The sequence below is a fragment of the Mucilaginibacter lacusdianchii genome, from assembly GCF_009770985.1.
GTDB classification, from domain to species: domain Bacteria; phylum Bacteroidota; class Bacteroidia; order Sphingobacteriales; family Sphingobacteriaceae; genus Mucilaginibacter; species Mucilaginibacter lacusdianchii.
This window is the reverse complement of the sequence record NZ_WSRW01000003.1, coordinates 562352-582259: the sequence shown is the minus strand read 5'-3', so window position 1 is coordinate 582259 and position 19908 is coordinate 562352. Positions and strand designations below refer to the sequence as shown.

The window sequence follows — 19908 nt, the reverse complement described above, 5'->3', positions numbered from 1 at the left end:
CAGGTTACCACCATGGAAAACTGGAAAATATTTGCCGAATCAAAAAACATCACTCGTGAAGCCACAGCTGATAAACAATCTGTTGAGGCAACCACCGTACCGGTAGTTGCCGAGCAGTTACAGGTAAACAAGCAGCAAGTAGAAACCGGTAAAGTAAATATTTCCAAGAAAGTAACTTCCGAAGAAATAACAGTTGACGTTCCGGTTGTACGCGAAGAAGTTGTGGTTGAGAAAAAGCCTATCAATCAATACATAGACACTGTCCCTCCTGCCGTTCGGCAAGAAGGCGATACCACCATAGTTTCTGTAGTAAAAGAAGTGTTGGTAGTTGAGAAACGTTTAATGCTGGTAGAAGAACTACACATCACAAAACACCGCGTTGAAACCACCGTACCTACTACCGAAATTCTACGCAAAGAAGAAGTAGAGATAAACCGGGTAACCAAGCTATAATTAATTATAGCACCAAATTACACATTAATTAACCGAATCGATAACCATTAAATTTTATTAACATGTCACACACCGTAATTGGCGTTTTTAGCTATACCAGCGAAGCGCAAGAAGCAAAGGAATATTTAGTAAATAACGGTTTTAACAGCAGCGATATCGATATCTCGACTCAGGAAGGTACTGATACTAATGCTAATGAAGATACCGGCGACCGCGTCGGCAACTTTTTCAGCAACCTGTTTAGCAGCGATGATGACAACGTACGCACCAAGTATACCGATGCTGCCCGTAGAGGTACCGTTGTAACCGTACATACCAGAAGCGAAGCTGAAGCTCAACAAGCGCTGACTATTTTAGATAACTATGGCGCTGTTGATGTGAACGAGTGGAATGCGGAAGGTAACAACAGCGCTACACAGGGATTCGCTTCAACAACTACAGATACCACCGCTTCTACATCAGAATCTATTCCGGTGATTAAAGAGGAGTTACAGGTAGGTAAACGCGAGGTAGAAACAGGTGGTGTGCGTTTGCGCAGCCGCATTGTGGAGCGCCCGGTTGAGGAAAGTATCCGCCTGCGCCATGAACATGTAAGTGTTGAACGCACAGCGGTTAACCGCCCTGCTACTGAAGCCGACTTTAATAACTTTAAAGAAGGTACCGTGGAAGTAACCGAACATGCCGAAGTACCGGTAGTAAATAAAGATGCCAGAGTGGTAGAAGAAGTAAGCCTGGGCAAAAATATTTCAGAAAGCGAAGAGACTATTCGCGACACCGTTCGTCATACCGAGGTAGATACAGAAAAAATTGAAAGCACAGATCCGCTGTACCGCAACAGTCAGGATAATAGCTCATTGTAATTATTGCTACTGCGCCGGCCTAGCTTTTGCTAGCGGCGCAGTATTTTTTTATTTATCATTTTCAACACACTAAACAATAATCATGGCTGAATTAGATGTAAGACCCAAAAAAGGCACACCGTGGTGGCTATGGCTACTACTGTTGCTTATAGTACTGGCACTCTTATTTTACTTTTTAAAAGGCAGAAACGGAGCTACCCGATCAGAAACCACAACCGATTCTACAACAACAGTAACAACCGACAGTAGTACAACAACAGATGTAGCTACAACCACGCCGGGTTTTAACAATGTAGATTTCGAAAATGCGCCCCGAGCAACGTACGATGAGATAACCGATACAGCAATTACAGTACGTGGCGGCGACAAGTACGCTATTTACAGTTTGGGCGAAAATGTATTGTTTGCTACTGATCAAAATACCTTGCAAGGCAGCGCCGCTAATCAATTAAAACAGGTTGCAGCATCGCTCGAAAAACGCTTTAAAAATTATTATATAGGTGTTTATGGCCACACCGATTCCAAAGGCGACGCAGGCCATAATAAAGATTTGGGTGCAAAACGAGCCGAGGCCGTGCGCAATTGGCTGGTGAAAAACGGCAACATTAGCGAAAGCAAAGTTTCCCTGCATTCATTTGGCGAATCAGAGCCATTAGCCAGCAACGCAACTGCTGCTGGTCGGCAACAAAACCGAAGTGTAGAAATTGTTGCTATACCCGATACTGCAGGTACAAAGCAGTAAGCATTTACAATAGAGGCAATTACTGCTTCAGAAAGCAAATTAAAACATTAGCATTTTAAAACAATGGCTTATAACGAAAACAGCGCTGAATATAACCACTTGGAAGAACTGGGTGGCAGCGATTACGAGATAGTAGACGGACAACCTAATATTAAAGGTTGGGACGTAAAAAATGAACAAGGACAGGTAATTGGCGAGGTGGACGAATTACTGTTCAACCCGGCAACACAAAAAGTACGCTACATTGTGTTGGATACAGATGCCAATGATTTGGCTTTAGAGGCACGCAAAGTTTTGATTCCGATAGGCGTTGCGGAATTGCACGAAAACGATGATGACGTAATAGTGCCATACGCTACCAAAGAGCGACTTGAAACATTACCCGCTTATACTGGCAACGAATTAACTGCCGCAACAGAAACTGCTATATTAACAGCCTTTTCGGGCGCAGGAGCGGCGGGCATGGCAGCAGTAGAACCTGATACTTACCACAATCAAGAGTTTTATAATCAAGAGCATTATAACCCCAATAAGTTATATGAGCGCCGCAACACTAACACCGATTATAGTACACCCGTAAACCGTACAGAAGTTACAGGCAGTGCCGATGAAACTAACAGATCCATTCCGGTAATAGAAGAAAACTTACATGTTGGCAAACAGCAAGTAGAAACAGGTACTACGCGGGTAACTACCAATATGGTAGAGCGCCCGGTAGAAGAAACCGTAAATTTAAAACAAGAGCGTGTACATGTAGAGCGGACACCGGTAAATCGCCTGGCCGATAGTTCAGATTTGGACACTTTTAAAGAGGGGCAAATTGAGTTAACCGAACACACCGAAGTACCGGTAGTGAACAAAGAAGCTCGAGTAGTTGAAGAAGTAACCATCAACAAAAACGTGGAAGAACGTGAGGAAATCATCCGCGACACGGTACGGAATACTGAGGTAGAAACAGAAAGATTGAACCGTAACAACGATTCATTATAAAGGCAAACATAGTAGTCAGTAAAAAAGCGCTTCCGTATTTGGAAGCGCTTTTTTTTGGGGGAGATAATTAAAGCGTAAATGGCATTAAAAAGCCAAAACTTATATTGCGGCCCATATCATACACACCTAGTGTAGGGTCTTCCTGGCTTAAGCGGCCAGGTTTTAAACGGCTCAGGGCGCTGTAGTATCTTTTATCAGTAAGGTTGGTACCAGTTATAAATATTTTTAATGGTTGCTGATGCTTTTTACCCAACATTAAGGTTACACCAGCACCGGCATTAAGCAAGGTGTACGATGCCGTTGAAGTTTCAAAAGTTGCATCCACCCGGTTTTGTCTCAAAAAGTTATCCAGTCCGGCATACAAATAAAACCCGTTAACACCTTTCACCTTTGGCTCAAACCGTAACGTATTGCGTAACACGCCTGCCGGTATGAAGGCTAGTGGCCGGTCAAAAGTGCGGTTTTGGGCGTGGGTGTAATTAAAGGTATTTTCAAAATGAATGGCGTGTATAGGGTGTAGGGTAATGTTGGCTTCTACACCATACAGGTTAGCATTTACCTGTCCATAACGATACACCGGCAATGTTTCCGATTCGCCGTTTTCTTCGTTTTCTACAGTAATGCTTTCATTGTTTTGATTTGATGCATAAATGTAGTTATGGATATAGTTCTCATAAACACCCAGGCTTCCAGTTAATATATTAGCACCGAACTCCAATGTAGCATCGGCCTGGAAACTGCGTTCGGCTTTCAAATCAGGGTTGCCCACTTCATAACGGTAAGTACCCTCGTGTACCCCGTTTGATCCCAGTTCGGCTGGGTTAGGCGCACGGAAAGCTGCACCTGCATTAGCTTTAAAATTTACGCTCTCGTTAAACACATGCGTATATCCCAAAGCACCACTCAAACTATTGAATGTGTTTTTAAAACCTGTAAACTGTTCTTCATCATTTACAAATAACTGTTTACCTACGTTATGGATATAATCATAACGCAAGCCGGCGGTGTAAGTAGACTTGTTAATTGTTTTTTTGACAAAGCCAAATATACCTGTATTATAACTGTCATACTCTGGCACTAAAAACTCAGTAGCCTTGTTTACGCTATGGCCCCAGCTGCTACTTAAACCAACAACCGGTTCCCACCCGTTTTTTGTGGGCAGGTAGTACTTGGCGTCCAAGGAATAGGTGTTCAAGTCAAAAAATAATGAAGGATCAGTACCGTCTTCCAGCTCCCGCCGCTGATTACGCTGATAACCTAAATCAAGCTTAAGCGAACCCTCGCCTACCACAAAGTTGTTATTCAGTGCTATTTTGTAATGGCGAATGTCTTGCCGTGGGAAATCAAGCGTGCGGCTTTTTTCGTTTGTGTACAAATCATCGGCCGATTCGGGATCAAAGAACCCTACATTGTTTCTATAATACGAAAAATTCAAGTGCGAATAACCCCATGACTTGTTCAGGCCCAGCATACCGTTTAAATTGGTATTGTTAAAACCGCTGTTTGGAAAGTAACCGGCCGGCGTTTTGAATGAATAAGCGTTTTGATAAGAGCCCCTTCCACGCCAAACAAAACCATTCTCATTACCGGTAAGCATCAACGAGCTACCCGACAAGCCATTGTTAGTGGCGTAATTAGATAACAACTCGCCTTTAATTTGTCCTGACGGCGGCGCGGATGGATCTAAAATATTAATCACACCGCCAATAGCATCTGAGCCGTACAACAATGATGCAGCACCACGCAGCACTTCTACCCTGTCGGCTTGATACTGGTCAACCTCTATGCCATGCTCATCGCCCCACTGCTGGCCTTGCTGTTTAACTCCGTCCGTTAATGTTACTACACGGTTGTAGCTTAAACCACGGATAACCGGTTTAGATATAGCCGGACCAGTACTGATTTGGCTTACCCCCGGCACCGAGCGCGCCAAAGCATCAATTAAATTGGTTGATCCATTACTTACCAATTGATCTTTGTGTACCACACTGGCCGAAGTGCTGTTGTATCGGCTATTAGCTGTAATAGCTGAACCGGTAATAACCACTTCGTTGGTTTCCGTTACGCTGGGTTGTAGGGCAAAGTCAAAAGAAGGCGACGCCGCCAAATCAATAGAACGGACAACAGAACGATAACCAATAAACCTTATCTCGATTACAAATTTTCCGCGGGGAGGCAAAGAATGTAGGGTGTATTGACCATTAACATCGGTTATGGTATTGATGCGCAATTGCGGAATACTTACAATAGCACCAGCAACAGGCTGATTGTTTTTACTATCGGTTACTTTGCCGGTGATATCCAGGAACGACGATGCAAAAGTGTATACAGGTAGGATAAACAGCAATAAGCTGAATATGTATTTAAATTTCATAATGAACTTGTTGAAAGAAGGGACACGCTCAATCAGATCATTAAATGATTAATGATCCGTTTTTATATAAGACTACAATAAATCGGGTAAGTTTAATTTTTATCCGATAGTTGGGGGGCCTCTGTTACTAATAAGCAGCAGTGCAATGCTCTGATAAACCGTTATGTAGGTAGCAAACTGATGTAAGCTATTGTTGCTAAGGAAGAAAACCTGCTGCGTTTGCAGAAACAACTGGACCTGCCCGCTTTGCGAGCATATCTGACACTTGGTATCTGGCGTGGCAGATTTGTGCTTGTTGACTGCATAAGTTGACCTGGCCGACTCGGCATTATGATTATGCCCAAATACTATTGCCTGACCTGTAATAAAGATCAGCAATAACACCAGTGATGCCAATATTTTACTCCTGCGCTTATTCAAAATATTTGCGCTGTAAATATAGAAATTTTGATGCTTAGCATCAGCCATTATTGCTATCTAACCCCAATATTACAAACCTGTTAGCTGCTTTTTTTAATTTGCACTTACATTTATTAAAACTGTATGTTTTAAATGCTGTTCATTTTCAATATAAACAATGCATCCAGTTATGAAAAAAAATAACGAGGCAACTACGCCTTACGAAGATTATTTTGATGTGGCCCCCGGCGTGTGGGGAATGCGAATTGTTTTTACCAACATTTACATGATTGCCATTGGCCATGGCCAATGGGTGTTAGTAGATGCCGGCCTGCACGGGTTTGCCCCCCGGATACAGCGCATGGCCGCCGAACTGTTTGGCGAGAACAATCCACCAGAAGCCATCATACTTACCCATGGCCATTTTGACCATGTGGGCGCGTTAAAAAAACTTTTAGAAGATTGGGATGTACCTGTTTATGCACATCCGCTTGAGATACCCTATTTAACCGGCCAATCTGCCTATCCTCCGCCCGACCCTACTGTTGGTGGTGGCATGATGAGTGCATTGTCTGTACTGTATCCAAAAAAACCGATTGATATAGGCGATAAAGCATTTATCCTGAACGAAAACGGAAGCCTGCCATTTCTATCAGATTGGACCTACATATTTACACCGGGCCATTCACCAGGCCATATTTCATTGTTTCGCAGTAGCGACAAGGTTTTAATTGCAGGTGATGCTTTTGTAACCACCAAACAAGAGTCGGCCTTCTCTGTAGCTAAGCAAAAGAAATTAGTTTCCGGCCCACCCAAGTACTTTACTACAGATTGGGTTGCGGCAGCAGCGTCGGTTAAAAAGCTACGTGCGCTGCATCCGGCCATTGCGGCAACAGGCCATGGCAAACCTATGTCGGGCAAAGAATTGACAGAAGGGCTAAACTATCTGGTTAACCATTTTGATGAGATTGCGATACCCGATACAGGCCGCTATGTCAAAGAATCCGCCAAAGCCAACCGGCGCGGTGTGCTATATGTACCGCCACGCCCTTTCAGCCCGGTACTGGCTGCTTCCGTAGCTGGTTTAGTGGCGCTGGGTTTATATACTATTGTCAAGCAATCACAAAAAAAGAATTAAAAGCGAACAATTTATGCAACAGCGCAAATTAGCTTTAGCCAACCTGGCGGGCACTACACTCATGACGTTATTTAGCGAGGCTGTGTCTTACCTGGCAAAAAAAGATTTGAGCGAACCCGTATTGCTGAGCAAGTTCTTAGAGCACTCGCCCATATCATTACCCCAAAAGCAAGCCCGGCCTATAGCATGGATAAGTCATTATGTAGTTGGTCAGGCATTTGCAACAGCATATGGTTTAGCACTTAAACAACTTGATGCAAAACCCGCTGCAAAAAATGGTTTATTAATGGGTGTATTGAGTGGCTTGACTGGTGTAGGCATTTGGAAAGCAACATTTAAGTTACATCCTAATCCGCCTAAGCCACCGGCAGCACAGTTTTATACGCAGCTGCTGCTAGCGCATGTAGTATTTGGCTTAGTAGCGGATGGCGTTTTGCAACTGTTGGACAAACAAAAACATGAAGATAGCAAACCATTGGTAGCTGTTGAACAAGCTGCGGACACTTACTATCCTTTGCAAGATGAGAACGCTGTAGTTTCACCATCATAGGTGCAGTTACGGTTTATAAATGTATTTTAGCTGGGCCATCAACTAAAATACATTTAAGCTACATGCAAAATTGGTTCAAAAACTACAGCGGCATCATTTTACTTTTGCTGGGCATTATTGCGGGTAGCTTAGCCGGACTACAGTTTGGTAAACAGGTAGATATACTAAAGCCTATTGGCGATATTTTCTTAAATCTACTTTTTGTTGCAGTTACACCCTTAGTATTTTTTGCCATAGCCTCCGCCATTGCCAATTTGGGCAGCTCGGGCAAAATCAGCAAAATAATGGGCGTTATGTGTGTGGTATTTTTGGTAACCGTACTCATTTCAGCGTGCATTACCATTGTGGGCGTTTGGCTGTTTCCGGTACATGAACAATTGGTTGGCAAACCAATTACCGAAGCTATCGAAAAGAAACCGTTTGGCGACCAGCTTACGCAGCTTTTTACCACCGGCGAATTTTTCGAACTCTTCTCGCGCAAGGCAATGTTGCCCATGATTGTGTTCTCTATACTTATTGGCTTTGCCGCGTTGCGTGCCGGCGAAAAAGGCGCGGCGTTTGCACGATTCCTTTCGGCAGGAAATGAAATTTTCAAACAGCTGTTTATTATTATCATGAAGATGGGGCCTATAGGCCTAGGGGCTTACTTTGCTTATCAAGTAGGTGTATTTGGTCCGCAGTTGTTTGGTGCCTATGCCCGCTCATTAGGTTTGTATTATGGCATTGGCGCCGTTTATTATGTTTTTGGATTTAGCTTATATGCTTTTGTAGCTGGCGGTGTAACTGGTTTTAAAAGGTATTGGCAAAATAACATTGTACCATCGGCCACAGCCGTGGGTACATGCAGCAGCATAGCAACTATACCAGCTAATATAGATGCCGCCAAAAAAATGGGCATATCAGACGTAATTGCCAATGTAACTATCCCACTGGGCGGCACGTTGCATAAAGACGGCTCCAGCATATCATCCATTATTAAAATGGCCGTGGTGTTTGCCCTATTTGGCAAAAGCTTTAACAGCGCAGATGTAATTATATTAGCATTAGGAATGACAGTTTTGGTGAGCCTGGTTGAAGGCGGCATTCCCAATGGTGGTTATGTTGGCGAACTGTTGTTTATATCGGCCTACGGTTTCCCTCCCGAGGCACTACCGCCAGCGATGATTATTGGTACGCTGGTAGACCCGATGGCCACCCTGCTTAATGCAACCGGAGATACGGCTGCTGCTATGCTGGTTGCCCGGTTTACCGAAGGCCGAGGGTGGATGAAAGACGACATCACCACCAATCAAGAACCGGTAAAAGGGTAAAATTCTATAAATCTCCATGGCCCGCCTTGGTATTCCCATAAGCTTAAACCTGTACCGGTTGCCGTAAACGGCATAAAATTTTGTTCAAATTCATTCTTTAATTGACGGGCTTTATCTGGCGTGACTTTATTTTGAACGGTGATATGTGGCCATAGTTTGTGTTGATCTTGCGGAATGAGCCAGTCTTGCCATTGCTGCTGCAGACTTCTATGCAAGGTAAGCAACGATGGGTCTTCAATTTTAAATGCTACTCCGTTTCCAATACTTACCACGTTGATAACCTGCAATACCTTCATGCTAAACTGTTTACTAGCAGCCTCAATATCTTGTATTACCTGCGGTTCATTAGCAGGCAGATGATGAAAGAGCGTTAAATGAGCATCCAAGTAATTACGTTCGCGCGGGAAATGCAGCTTACGCAGATGATTAAAATAGGTTTGAGACTGCTCATCAAGAGCTAGCGTAAGTATCAGCGGTGCATCGGGCATGCACAATTAACACTAGCCAAACAGCGATTGTTTAGCAGCTACTTAATTCTCATCCATTCACGTATAATCCTTTTGCTTTTACCAAATTGTAAACACTTTGAATTTTAAGCTGATAAGCTGATTATTAACTGAATGTTATATTGCATTTTTTACTTGCATAAATAAAATTTATTCTGATACTTTGCACAAAATTTAAAAAGCAAAAACAACGTCGTCAAATAATGAAGATTCAAAGCTTATACAGGCCCTTAACCGTAGCAGTTTCTGCCCGGTTTGCCGTTGCTTTGGTTTCAGCTGCTTTTGTAGCGCCTATTTTACGACGACGATTGTTTATTCCACGGGTTTAATTGACAGGTCTAGTCAGTTTTATACTACAAATTGAAGTTTAATTAAACTTCTCTTCCCCAAAACCATTTAATTACTTAAGGCGCAAGCCATTAATTTAACGGTATTCTTTTTATACTAATGACCATACAAGATTTTGATATACTGGACGCTTCTGCACTTCACGTTGATTATGCACAACAAATTTGTGAAGAAATGGCGTCATCAGCTAAGGCACGTGGCACCGGTATCGCTCAACGATCGCCCGAATATGTAGCTAATAAAATGCTGGAAGGTAAAGCTGTAATTGCATTACATAAAGACGGTACCTGGGCTGGCTTTTGCTACATAGAAACCTGGAGCCATGGCGATTTTGTGGCCAACTCGGGACTGATTGTAAATCCCGAATTTCGCAAAGTTGGTTTAGCGAAGGCTATCAAGCAAAAAGTATTCGAGTTATCTCGCAAAAAATATCCAGAGGCTAAGATATTTGGTTTAACCACTGGTTTGGCCGTTATGAAAATTAACTCCGAGCTGGGTTACGAACCTGTTACCTATTCGGAACTTACCCAGGATGAAGATTTTTGGAAAGGCTGCCGCAGCTGCGTAAATTATGATATACTTACAGCGAAAGGTCGTAAAAACTGCTTGTGTACCGCCATGCTTTGGGACCCTATAGATAAGCAAAAGCAGGAAGAAGAACGCGTAAAAAAATTAACGCACAAAGCAACTTTGCTTGAGCGTATAGAAAGTGCCTTAAAAGGTTCTGTTAAAGTATTCACATTGGCTATTACAAGTTTAATTACACTGATAGGTTAACACATAATAATGAAGAAAAAAGTAGTATTAGCTTACAGCGGTGGTTTAGATACCTCATTTTGCTGTATTTATTTAACTCGCGATTTAGGTTTGGAAGTTCACTCGGTGATTGTAAACACCGGTGGTTTCAGCGAAGACGAACTTAAACATGTAGAAGAGCGTGCCTTTAAAATGGGCGTAACTTCACACCATGTGGTAGACGAAACTGAAAACTTTTACAACACCTGCGTCCGCTTTTTAACTTATGGTAATGTGTTAAAAAACAATACCTATCCCCTTTCGGTAAGTGCCGAGCGGGTAAGCCAGGCTACCGCAATTGCCAACTATGCAAAAGAGATTGGTGCCGAGTATGTAGCCCATGGCAGCACAGGTGCTGGTAATGACCAGGTACGTTTTGACATGATCTTCAACATCCTTGTACCAAACGTGCAAATACTGACACCTATCCGTGATCTAAAACTAAGCCGCGAGGAAGAAATTGAGTACCTGAAGAAACACGGTGTTGAAATGAACTTTGAAAAAGCGAAGTATTCAATCAACAAAGGCATCTGGGGTACGTCAGTTGGTGGTAAAGAAACGTTAACCTCAAACTTAGGTTTGCCTGAAGATGCATGGCCTACCCAGGTTACCTCAACTGAACCACGTAATCTTGAATTAGAATTTGAAAAAGGTGAATTGGTTGCCATTAACGGTACCCGTTACGAGCATCCAACCAAAGCTATTCAGGCACTGCAAGCGATTGCACAGCCTTATGGCATTGGTCGTGATATTCACGTGGGTGATACCATTATCGGTATTAAAGGCCGTGTAGGTTTTGAAGCCGCAGCACCAATGGTGATCATCAAAGCGCACCATACTTTAGAAAAACATGTGTTAACCAAATGGCAGTTATCCTGGAAAGATCAATTATCTTCTTTCTATGGCAATTGGCTTCATGAAGGTCAGTTCCATGATCCTATTATGCGCAACATTGAAGCATTCTTAACCGATACACAAGAAAACGTTACCGGTAAAGTGTTTGTCGAATTGCATCCTTATCGTTTCCAAGTTACCGGTATTGAGTCGGCGCACGATTTGATGTCGAACAAATTTGGCAGCTACGGTGAAATGAACAACGCATGGAGTGGCGAAGATGTAAAAGGCTTTTCTAAAATCTTCGGTAACCAAGTGATGATTTACCATAAAGTGAATAATCAAGAATAATAATTGCATCTATCCACTAAAAACGACAGAATTAATTGTGAATAGCAACGTCCCGACCGTATTAGTTCCAATATCAGGCGGCAATAAAATAAAAGCAGGCATCATAGGCGGTGCCGGTTATACAGGTGGCGAATTGCTTCGCATTCTCCTTAACCACCCTGATGTGGAAATTGAGTTTGTACATAGCAACAGCAATGCTGGTAACTATATTTATGAAGTGCATACCGATTTGTTTGGTGATACGGAACTGAAGTTCACCAGCGAACTATCTAACCACATTGACGTACTGTTTTTATGCGTTGGACACGGCGATGCGCGAAAATTCCTGGCAGCCAATCCTTTTCCGGAAAAGGTTAAGGTAATAGATCTAAGTCAGGATTTTCGGCTGAAGGATAAATTAAACATTACTTATCCAGATACTGATAACGCTTCCCGTACATTTGTATATGGCCTGCCCGAATTAAACCGCGATGCTATTAAAACAGCCGCCAACATTGCTAATCCTGGTTGCTTTGCTACCTGCTTGCAATTAGGCCTGCTGCCGCTTGCCGCCAACAACAAACTAAATGCAGAAGTGCATATTACGGCTACTACCGGTTCAACCGGTGCTGGGCAAAGCCTGTCGGCCACATCGCACTTTACCTGGCGCAATGATAACTTGTCTGTCTACAAAGCATTTGATCATCAGCATTTAAATGAAATTGGCCAATCCGTGAAGCAGTTACAAGGCAATTTTGATAAGCCAATCAACTTCATTCCTTATCGTGGCGATTTTACACGTGGCATCATTGCCTCTATGTATTTAGACAGCGATTTAACTGCAGAGGAGGCTGTAAGGCTTTATACAGATTATTACAGTGGCCATCCCTTTACGCATGTTACCACCCGTAATATAGATTTAAAGCAAATTGTGAATACCAATAAATGCTTTATACAAGTGCAGAAAAAAGGCAACAAGCTATTCATTATCAGCATTATGGATAACCTGCTGAAAGGTGCATCGGGACAGGCAGTGCAAAATATGAATTTACTTTTTGGTTTAGAAGAAACCTCGGGCTTACGCTTAAAAGCAACAGCTTTTTAATTAACTATATTTTTAAAGTTTTAATTTAGTTCAGAACATGAAACTATTTGATGTTTACCCGATTAATCCCATCGAGATTGTTAAGGGTGTTGGTAGTTTGGTTTATGATGCTCAGGGCACCGAGTATCTGGATCTGTATGGCGGTCATGCCGTAATTTCTATCGGTCATACCAACCCACGATACGTTAAACGATTGGAAGATCAGTTGCATCAGATAGGTTTTTACTCTAATTCTATTGAAATTCCGTTGCAAAAGCAACTGGCAGAAAAGCTGGGCAAGGTATCTGGTAAAGATGACTACCAATTATTTCTATGCAACTCGGGTGCTGAGGCAAATGAGAACGCCTTAAAACTGGCGTCCTTTTATAACGGTAAAAAGAAAGTGATTGCGTTTCGCAAAGCTTTCCATGGTCGTACTTCACTAGCCGTTGCTGTTACCGACAATCCAAAAATTGTAGCCCCAATTAACGAAACTGATAACGTCATCTTTTTGCCTTGGTGCGATGAAGCTGCTTTAGAGCAAGCTTTTGCCCAAAACGATATCTCATCCGTAATTATTGAAGGTATACAAGGCGTTGGCGGTATACAGGTAGCTACAGAAAGCTTTTTGCAAAAGATACGTGCACTGTGCGACCAGTACAACGCCGTGTTTATTGCCGACTCGGTACAATGCGGTTATGGTCGTACCGGTAAATTTTTCTCACACGATTTTGCCGGTGTAAATGCCGACATCTATAGCATGGCTAAAGGTATGGGTAACGGTTTCCCTATCGGTGGTATTATCATTTCGCCTAAAATTGCACCATCTTATGGTATGTTGGGCACTACCTTTGGCGGTAACCACCTGGCATGTGCGGCAGCGCTGGCAGTACTGGAGGAAATGGAAGAAAATAACCTGATGCAGAACGCTGCCGAAGTGGGCGCTTACTTAATAGAGGAATTGAAAAAGTTTGAGCAGGTAAAAGAAGTAAGAGGCCGTGGTTTAATGATTGGCATTGAACTGCCCGAAGAGCTGGCTTATGTACGTAAAGACCTATTGTACAAACATCACATCTTTACTGGTGAGGCTAAGCCTAATGTAGTCCGCCTGTTACCGGCGCTGAACTTAACCAAAGCACATGCCGACCAATTTTTACAGGCATTTGCCCAGGTATTACAATCCACTCCAGAAACCGTAGTTTAACTATTCAATCACTATTAACACCTTCTCCCGTTACGGGAGGCCGGCAAAGCTTCATGAAACAATTCACATCTGTACACGACGTTACCGATATCAATGCCTTGGTTGCCGAGGCTTTACAACATAAGCAAAATCCATACGCTAATCAGCAACTGGGTAAAAACAAAACCATTGGGCTGGTATTTTTGAATCCTAGTCTGCGTACCCGCATGAGCACCCAAAAAGCGGCTCTGAATTTGGGCATGAATGTAATGGTGCTCAATATAGATAAGGAAGGTTGGGCTTTGGAATTGCAAGACGGAGCCGTGATGAATGGCACTACCGTTGAGCACGTGCGCGAAGCGGCTGCCGTTTTAGGCCAGTATGTTGATATCATTGGTGTACGTTCTTTCCCGGGATTAAAAGACCGTGAAGAAGATTATAGCGAGCAGGTGTTTAATAAGTTTGTAGAGTATTGTGGTGTACCTATTGTAAGTTTAGAATCGGCCACCCGCCACCCGTTGCAAAGCCTGGCCGATTCAATTACTATTGAAGAATTGAAAACTAAAGCACGCCCTAAAGTGGTGTTAACTTGGGCGCCGCACATTAAGCCGCTGCCACAGGCCGTACCCAATTCTTTTGCAGAATGGATGTGTAAAGCCGATGTTGATTTTGTAATTGCTCATCCAGAAGGTTATGAGTTGAATACCGACTTTACAGACGGAGCCTTTATTACCCATAACCAACAGGAAGCTTTGCAAGGTGCCGACTTTATTTATGTAAAAAACTGGTCGGCCTATGAGCCTTATGGCAAAGTAATAAAAGGCCATGACGATTGGATGCTTACCAACGAAAGCTTACAGGCAACCAACAATGCCAAAGTGATGCACTGCTTACCTGTACGCCGCAACCTGGAATTATCTGACGAAATTTTAGATGGGCCAAACTCAGTAGTAATTCATGAAGCTGGTAACCGCGTTTGGGCAGCACAGGCTGTATTGAAACAGCTTCTAGATAGCTTATCATAGCTGTTACAATGTACACGCCTAAACCATTCGCACTTACCGATATTAACGAAACTGTAGCGTTTATGCAACGCTACAGTTTTGCCACACTGGTATCCGTTGATAACGGCCTGCCCTCCGCTACGCATCTGCCTTTTGTGGTTAAAGTGCACGAAGGAAAAGTAATTTTATCTTCCCATCTGGCTAAACCTAATCCGCAATCAATTGGGTTAGAATCAGAAAAGGTGTTGGTAATTTTTACAGAGCCACATGCTTATATTGCCCCTAAGCATTATGAGAAAGAGCTAAATGTACCCACCTGGAACTATATGGCTGTACATGCTTATGGAAAGCCCGTACTTGTTACAGACGAAGGCCAGCAGCTAACAGCGTTGGAAGAAATGATAGCCACTTACGATGTCGATTATCTTGCACAATGGGACGGGTTACCGATGGAGTATAAACTTAAGTTGGTTAAAGGCATCACCGTTTTTGATATTGAAGTAACGGATTTACAGGGTAAAAAGAAACTCAGTCAAAACCGATCAGAAGCAGACAGGCAATCCGTTATCAATGCACTAAGCAATAGCACTGACGCGAATACACAAGCTATTGGTACTTATATGCAAAAGGAAGAACAGAAATTGCAATAGCATTAAAGATATCTTGAAAACTATCGGTTAATTGGTTTGTAATTCAATTATCTACAACACCAAAATTTAAGGTACTATGAAAAAATTGTTATTAGCCCTATTTGTGTTATTCAGTACGTTTACTCTGTCAGGCTGCCAGTTGATTGGCGATGTATTTAAAGGCGGATTTATTTTCGGCATTATACTAGCAGTTATAATCGGCCTTATTATATGGGCGCTTAGCTCATTCAGCAGCGAAAACTTGGTAAAAAATAAGCCGATGGTTAAATAACCACCGGCTTATTTATTTTCTGGCAAACTACTTTTTCAGTCGCTGCCTTCTAATTTCACTAATTTGTTGTACAAGCCTAACAGTAAAAATGGTGCAGGCCACTGACCTACAAACAAGGCCAGCTTATCTTTTTGCATTAATTTTAACGTTAACGAAACGCCGATAGCGCCTACAGCAGCCCACAGAAATAAATCTGAAGGCAACTTTGCCGTTTGCTGTTCGATAGCTTTGGCTACTGGGCCTTCGCTATGTTCAGGATTGAAGTTTGTTGCCATGATTTTGAGTTATTAAATAAATTCTTTTCTTATAGCTTAACAACATTTTTACCTTATTGTTAACAAAATTTATCAAAAAATTAATTATGCAGCCAAATATTATTAAAGGCAATCATATTATTAACCTCAAGCGTTGGTACTACTTGGCAATTGGATCTGTTTTCATAGTTTCCGTATCAAAATTGTGTAGTATCATACGGTTATCCGTGTTTCTGGTAAAGTAGTTGATAATCCAGCTGAAAAATACAATTAGCTTGTTACTAAAGCCGGCCAGCGTCATCACGTGCACAAACAACCACAGCAACCAGGCAAAAAAGCCTTGAAATCTTAGTTTACCTAAATCGGCTACTGCCTTGTTACGTCCTACTGTTGCCAAGGTACCTTTATCGCGGTATTCAAATGGTACCGGCGCTTCGCCCTTAATGATGCGAATCAGGTTTTTACCCAAGTGACTCCCCTGTTGTATAGCCACTGGTGCCACGCCCGGATGGCCGTTAGGCGTATCGGTATTAACGATTGCCGAAACATCGCCTATCGCAAAAATATTATTAAAGCCCTTCACCCTGTTTATTTCGTCGGTTTGTATACGTGCCCCTCTAACCACCACTTCTTGAGGCAGCCCGTCGGGAACCTCACCTTTAACACCGGCTGCCCAAAACACCGAACGGGCTTTCAGTTCCACACCGTTATCTATTTTTAAATCTTCACCATTGTAGCTTTGCACATGTACGCCAGTGTATATCACAACGCCCATATCGATCAGGAACTGTTTAGCCTTAATGGAAGCCCGTTCAGACATGGCGGCTATTAATTCGGGTTTACCTTCTACCAGATAAACCTTCATATCATCAGGCTTAAAGGTTGGATAGTCTTTAGTGAGCATGTGCAAGCGCATCTCGGCCAGTGCGCCCGACATTTCCACACCGGTTGGCCCGCCCCCCACAACCACGAAAGTTAGCAAGGCTGCACGTTCTATTGGGTCAGAGGTTAACAAGGCTTTTTCAAGGTTTTGCACCATTAAACTACGCCAGTTTAACGCCTCGGGTATATTTTTCATGGGCATGGTAAAATGCTCCATCTCTTTGTTGCCGAAGTAATTTGTGTTGGAGCCAGTGGCTATCACTAAATAATCATAAGTAAAATCGCCAACGTTTGTATTTACCGTATTACTTTCAGGACTGATTTTTTGCACTTCGGCCAAATGAAAAGTAAAATTTTCCTGACCGGCAAAAATACGACGTATAGGATAGCCAACTGCATCAGCTTCAATAGCGCCTATAGCAACCTGATATAATAATGGCTGAAAGGTATGATAGTTATGCTTATCCAGCATTATAACTTCAACGTTGTGCCCGCTTAAAGATCGGCCTAAATTAATGCCGGCAAAACCGCCGCCTATAATAACGATACGGGGCTTACTAGATACATGGTTTACGTTCATAGGTTCTGATAGATAGAATCAGCAGTAAATATTCAAGCTTAAAACCAGTACATCGAGCTTATGTTTCAATAAGCCGTTGTTTACACAACTGTTACTAATGCTGATATCTAATCAACTCAACCTTTATTTTACTATAAACGCGCTAAAACTTCGCCGTGTTTAAGGCACTTTTAGCCAATTAAACAAAAGCGCCGGTATGAATATACCGGCGCTTTTGTTTACATTAAATTTTCTCATAAAATTTAAAAAAGAAGTCTGGATTTTTGGTGCCGTAATCCTTAATGTTAGCGGATAATGAAACCCAATCGTCAACCGTATACTCTTTGCTTCCACTTTTACGTTCGTGCACAAAACGAAACCGTACATGATCACCATCTTCAATATCCTCAAATGCCGGTGCAGAAGGTTTTACATTAAATTTTATCTTATACCCATTAACTACCTCTACCACTGCACTTTTCCATTTACCATTCGGATATTTCTGAATTTTAGTTACTTGCCCATCGGTGAAACGTACGCGATTAGCCTCATACAAAAAGGGAGCTTTTGGTATAATATCGGCTTCAGCTAATTGAAAAAGTTTAATACCATTTTTAATTACCAGGGCAGGTTCAATTACAATCGGTGTAGCGTTACCATAAGCCGCACTAAACACATTCATTTCTATTTCATCACCCGGCTTTAACTGATTTTTAAGTTCTTTCAACTGCCCGTACTTGGTATTAAGTATGTAAGAGTAATTGTTATGTAATACCTTGTAGCCAATAATATGGCCCATCACAAAACTGCTATCAAACACCGACATTACTTTATACGTTAACATTTTACCGCTTACTTTTTCAACAGCTGCATTCTTTTGCTTGTAATCGGCTGTCTGAGCATATTGTTCTGATGTCGTTGGGGATTGCACCTTTCTTCCCCTACCCTTTAGCCGGTCAATCTGCCGAAATTTATTAATATCGACTGTATCGGCTTGTGATCTCTCACTATTAACCGATTTTAATAATTTGAAGTTCACTTTGGCGACGTTGTCAGTATTTAATCTGCCAAAAGCCAAACAGCTAAGCACTACCACCGGTAGTACCAGCAAGTACATCATTTTTTTCATATGGTTGGTGGGTTGGTTAAACAACATGGCCACACGCTTTTTAAGCGGTGCTTTACTAAAATTTTGGAATAGCGAGCTTTGATTAGATACAGATAATTTAAACAATAAAGTGGCATACCAGCTTTTATCGGCTTCAAGGGCTGCAATACGGTCTACCTCAAACTCATGATTTTCTTCAATTGACCGTATGTAAGCATACACAAAAGGGTTAAACCACAGTACGATCTGTGTAAAACGTGCCAAAACTCTATCTAATGAATGCATTAACTTAACGTGCAACAATTCGTGCGCAAGTATCTGCTTCACTTCGTCGGCATTTAGTGTGTCATCATTTAAAAATATTACATTGAAAAACGAACTGTTACCCATGCGACCTGCACTTTTGATGACCTGAACGTTACCGATCTGCATTAAACTGTTACTCCGGGCGCGGTATGCAAATACGATAAGCGTTGATAAAAAGCGCAACAACGAAATGATGGCCAGCACAATGTAAGCTCCTTTTACAATTTGCAGCCAATTTATTGCTAGAGTGCTATCAACGTTATATTTTAAAACACGCGTTACAGGCTCCTTTTCAACTTGCATTTGCTGCATATAAATTACAGGCTGCAGCATATCCATATGCGCCACCTGTTTAACCGGGAAAGTAATTGCCGGTATAATTAAGCTTAGTAATAAAGTACCCAAGAGATACCAGCGGTTGAGCGTAAAGAATGTATACCGCCTAAGCAACAAAAAATAAAAAGCATAAAAAATGCCAGAGCAAGCAGTAGTCTGCAACAGATAAATAAAAAGCTTCATTTTTTTGAGTTTTGATTGATCATCTCCTGAATTTTTTGAATATCCTCTTCACTCAACTTTTGTTCTTTAACCATAAAAGACAATAGGCTATCAACCGAGCTGTCAAAATAATTGGTGAACATTTTTTTAAATGAAGCTTTACGGTAGTCTGCCTTACTGATGAGCGGAAAATATTCATAGGTTTTGCCATAAGCTTTATAACCCACATATTCTTTCTTTTCTAACAACCTTACTACCGACGATATAGTATTATAGGGCGGTTTGGGCTCGTCGGGCATCGCGTCAATAATATCTTTCACAAAAGCTTTTTTTAGCTTCCAAAGTATCTGCATTACACGCTCTTCCGTTCTAGTAAGTTCTTCCATATCCAAATATAAAACTGATTTTTCAGTTATACAACTAATTTTTAAGTTTTATAACTTATTTATCAGTTAAATCTTAAGAATATTGTTTTTTGAA

At 42.0% G+C, this 19908-nt stretch carries 21 protein-coding genes; 14 read left to right on the top strand and 7 right to left on the bottom strand.

The annotated features are described in order from the left end of the window. Window positions 1–12 precede the first annotated feature (12 nt). From GPM24_RS15930 to GPM24_RS15915, 4 genes are all read left to right on the top strand, one after another. Complete coding sequence (locus GPM24_RS15930; RefSeq protein WP_158827950.1) at window positions 13–453, top strand: YsnF/AvaK domain-containing protein; 441 nt, start codon at window positions 13–15, stop codon at window positions 451–453. A 62-nt stretch (window positions 454–515) separates the two neighbouring features. Beyond that, window positions 516–1313, top strand: a complete 798-nt coding sequence (locus tag GPM24_RS15925) for a YsnF/AvaK domain-containing protein (RefSeq protein ID WP_158827948.1) — start codon at window positions 516–518, stop codon at window positions 1311–1313. Window positions 1314–1395: 82 nt separating this feature from the next. Continuing rightward, the gene (locus tag GPM24_RS15920) at window positions 1396–2055 is read left to right on the top strand and encodes an OmpA family protein (protein WP_158827946.1); all 660 of its coding nucleotides are present in this window, start codon (window positions 1396–1398) and stop codon (window positions 2053–2055) included. 63 nt (window positions 2056–2118) lie between these two features. Beyond that, entirely contained in the window at window positions 2119–3045 is a 927-nt protein-coding gene (locus GPM24_RS15915) for a DUF2382 domain-containing protein (protein WP_158827944.1), read from the top strand. Window positions 3046–3112: 67 nt separating this feature from the next. On the opposite strand, the gene GPM24_RS15910 is transcribed toward GPM24_RS15915, so the two are convergent. Together GPM24_RS15910 and GPM24_RS15905 are read right to left on the bottom strand one after the other, a co-directional pair. Further along, window positions 3113–5419 carry a TonB-dependent receptor gene (locus GPM24_RS15910; RefSeq protein WP_158827942.1) on the bottom strand — a complete coding sequence of 769 codons (2307 nt, stop codon included), beginning with the start codon at window positions 5417–5419 and terminating at the stop codon, window positions 3113–3115. A gap of 99 nt (window positions 5420–5518) precedes the next feature. Then, complete coding sequence (locus GPM24_RS15905) at window positions 5519–5887, bottom strand: hypothetical protein (RefSeq protein WP_158827940.1); 369 nt, start codon at window positions 5885–5887, stop codon at window positions 5519–5521. A 121-nt stretch (window positions 5888–6008) separates the two neighbouring features. Between GPM24_RS15905 and GPM24_RS15900 the strand changes: the two genes are divergently transcribed. The 3 genes from GPM24_RS15900 (at window position 6009) to GPM24_RS15890 (ending at window position 8816) form a co-directional block, all read left to right on the top strand. After that, the gene (locus GPM24_RS15900) at window positions 6009–6956 is read left to right on the top strand and encodes an MBL fold metallo-hydrolase (protein WP_158827938.1); all 948 of its coding nucleotides are present in this window, start codon (window positions 6009–6011) and stop codon (window positions 6954–6956) included. 13 nt (window positions 6957–6969) lie between these two features. Beyond that, entirely contained in the window at window positions 6970–7506 is a 537-nt protein-coding gene (locus GPM24_RS15895; protein WP_158827936.1) for a hypothetical protein, read from the top strand. 62 nt (window positions 7507–7568) lie between these two features. Continuing rightward, window positions 7569–8816 (top strand): dicarboxylate/amino acid:cation symporter, encoded by a 1248-nt coding sequence (locus GPM24_RS15890; protein ID WP_158827935.1) that lies wholly within the window; start codon window positions 7569–7571, stop codon window positions 8814–8816. Here the strand turns inward: GPM24_RS15890 and GPM24_RS15885 are convergent. Next, the gene (locus GPM24_RS15885; RefSeq protein ID WP_158827933.1) at window positions 8795–9304 is read right to left on the bottom strand and encodes a 2'-5' RNA ligase family protein; all 510 of its coding nucleotides are present in this window, start codon (window positions 9302–9304) and stop codon (window positions 8795–8797) included. The genes GPM24_RS15890 and GPM24_RS15885 overlap by 22 nt on opposite strands. A gap of 465 nt (window positions 9305–9769) precedes the next feature. Between GPM24_RS15885 and GPM24_RS15880 the strand changes: the two genes are divergently transcribed. From GPM24_RS15880 to GPM24_RS15850, 7 genes are all read left to right on the top strand, one after another. Further along, entirely contained in the window at window positions 9770–10447 is a 678-nt protein-coding gene (locus GPM24_RS15880; RefSeq protein ID WP_158827931.1) for a GNAT family N-acetyltransferase, read from the top strand. A 9-nt stretch (window positions 10448–10456) separates the two neighbouring features. After that, on the top strand, window positions 10457–11650 hold the full coding sequence (argG, locus tag GPM24_RS15875) for an argininosuccinate synthase (RefSeq protein ID WP_199269775.1): 1194 nt from the start codon (window positions 10457–10459) through the stop codon (window positions 11648–11650). 37 nt (window positions 11651–11687) lie between these two features. Beyond that, a complete protein-coding gene (gene argC, locus GPM24_RS15870) occupies window positions 11688–12734 on the top strand; it encodes an N-acetyl-gamma-glutamyl-phosphate reductase (RefSeq protein WP_233268878.1) in 1047 nt (348 codons plus the stop codon). Between the two features lie 37 nt (window positions 12735–12771). Continuing rightward, entirely contained in the window at window positions 12772–13917 is a 1146-nt protein-coding gene (locus GPM24_RS15865) for an aspartate aminotransferase family protein (RefSeq protein WP_158827929.1), read from the top strand. Between the two features lie 53 nt (window positions 13918–13970). Then, window positions 13971–14921, top strand: coding sequence for an N-acetylornithine carbamoyltransferase (locus GPM24_RS15860; RefSeq protein ID WP_158827927.1), 951 nt, complete (start codon window positions 13971–13973; stop codon window positions 14919–14921). Window positions 14922–14929: 8 nt separating this feature from the next. Then, window positions 14930–15550, top strand: a complete 621-nt coding sequence (locus GPM24_RS15855; protein WP_158827926.1) for an FMN-binding negative transcriptional regulator — start codon at window positions 14930–14932, stop codon at window positions 15548–15550. A gap of 76 nt (window positions 15551–15626) precedes the next feature. Beyond that, the gene (locus tag GPM24_RS15850) at window positions 15627–15821 is read left to right on the top strand and encodes a hypothetical protein (RefSeq protein ID WP_158827924.1); all 195 of its coding nucleotides are present in this window, start codon (window positions 15627–15629) and stop codon (window positions 15819–15821) included. Window positions 15822–15856: 35 nt separating this feature from the next. On the opposite strand, the gene GPM24_RS15845 is transcribed toward GPM24_RS15850, so the two are convergent. The 4 genes from GPM24_RS15845 to GPM24_RS15830 form a co-directional block, all read right to left on the bottom strand. Beyond that, window positions 15857–16096 carry a hypothetical protein gene (locus GPM24_RS15845; RefSeq protein ID WP_158827922.1) on the bottom strand — a complete coding sequence of 80 codons (240 nt, stop codon included), beginning with the start codon at window positions 16094–16096 and terminating at the stop codon, window positions 15857–15859. Window positions 16097–16235: 139 nt separating this feature from the next. Beyond that, entirely contained in the window at window positions 16236–17537 is a 1302-nt protein-coding gene (locus GPM24_RS15840) for an NAD(P)/FAD-dependent oxidoreductase (protein ID WP_158827921.1), read from the bottom strand. Between the two features lie 223 nt (window positions 17538–17760). Beyond that, window positions 17761–19449: a M56 family metallopeptidase gene (locus tag GPM24_RS15835; RefSeq protein WP_158827919.1), complete on the bottom strand. Its 1689-nt coding sequence runs from the start codon at window positions 19447–19449 to the stop codon at window positions 17761–17763. Then, the gene (locus tag GPM24_RS15830) at window positions 19446–19814 is read right to left on the bottom strand and encodes a BlaI/MecI/CopY family transcriptional regulator (RefSeq protein ID WP_158827917.1); all 369 of its coding nucleotides are present in this window, start codon (window positions 19812–19814) and stop codon (window positions 19446–19448) included. The genes GPM24_RS15835 and GPM24_RS15830 overlap by 4 nt, the downstream gene beginning before the upstream one ends. Window positions 19815–19908 lie beyond the last annotated feature (94 nt).

Bases quoted from the DNA above. Each gene is read 5' to 3' on its own strand.
- GPM24_RS15845 (WP_158827922.1), bottom strand. From the start codon at position 16,096: ATGGCAACAAACTTCAATCCTGAACATAGCGAAGGCCCAGTAGCCAAA.
- GPM24_RS15840 (WP_158827921.1), bottom strand. From the start codon at position 17,537: ATGAACGTAAACCATGTATCTAGTAAGCCCCGTATCGTTATTATAGGC.
- GPM24_RS15920 (WP_158827946.1), top strand. From the start codon at position 1,396: ATGGCTGAATTAGATGTAAGACCCAAAAAAGGCACACCGTGGTGGCTA.
- GPM24_RS15830 (WP_158827917.1), bottom strand. From the start codon at position 19,814: ATGGAAGAACTTACTAGAACGGAAGAGCGTGTAATGCAGATACTTTGG.
- GPM24_RS15905 (WP_158827940.1), bottom strand. From the start codon at position 5,887: ATGGCTGATGCTAAGCATCAAAATTTCTATATTTACAGCGCAAATATT.
- GPM24_RS15855 (WP_158827926.1), top strand. From the start codon at position 14,930: ATGTACACGCCTAAACCATTCGCACTTACCGATATTAACGAAACTGTA.
- GPM24_RS15850 (WP_158827924.1), top strand. From the start codon at position 15,627: ATGAAAAAATTGTTATTAGCCCTATTTGTGTTATTCAGTACGTTTACT.
- GPM24_RS15910 (WP_158827942.1), bottom strand. From the start codon at position 5,419: ATGAAATTTAAATACATATTCAGCTTATTGCTGTTTATCCTACCTGTA.
- argG (WP_199269775.1), top strand. From the start codon at position 10,457: ATGAAGAAAAAAGTAGTATTAGCTTACAGCGGTGGTTTAGATACCTCA.
- GPM24_RS15900 (WP_158827938.1), top strand. From the start codon at position 6,009: ATGAAAAAAAATAACGAGGCAACTACGCCTTACGAAGATTATTTTGAT.
- GPM24_RS15915 (WP_158827944.1), top strand. From the start codon at position 2,119: ATGGCTTATAACGAAAACAGCGCTGAATATAACCACTTGGAAGAACTG.
- GPM24_RS15880 (WP_158827931.1), top strand. From the start codon at position 9,770: ATGACCATACAAGATTTTGATATACTGGACGCTTCTGCACTTCACGTT.
- GPM24_RS15885 (WP_158827933.1), bottom strand. From the start codon at position 9,304: ATGCCCGATGCACCGCTGATACTTACGCTAGCTCTTGATGAGCAGTCT.
- GPM24_RS15835 (WP_158827919.1), bottom strand. From the start codon at position 19,449: ATGAAGCTTTTTATTTATCTGTTGCAGACTACTGCTTGCTCTGGCATT.
- GPM24_RS15925 (WP_158827948.1), top strand. From the start codon at position 516: ATGTCACACACCGTAATTGGCGTTTTTAGCTATACCAGCGAAGCGCAA.
- GPM24_RS15890 (WP_158827935.1), top strand. From the start codon at position 7,569: ATGCAAAATTGGTTCAAAAACTACAGCGGCATCATTTTACTTTTGCTG.
- GPM24_RS15895 (WP_158827936.1), top strand. From the start codon at position 6,970: ATGCAACAGCGCAAATTAGCTTTAGCCAACCTGGCGGGCACTACACTC.
- GPM24_RS15865 (WP_158827929.1), top strand. From the start codon at position 12,772: ATGAAACTATTTGATGTTTACCCGATTAATCCCATCGAGATTGTTAAG.
- GPM24_RS15930 (WP_158827950.1), top strand. From the start codon at position 13: ATGGAAAACTGGAAAATATTTGCCGAATCAAAAAACATCACTCGTGAA.
- GPM24_RS15860 (WP_158827927.1), top strand. From the start codon at position 13,971: ATGAAACAATTCACATCTGTACACGACGTTACCGATATCAATGCCTTG.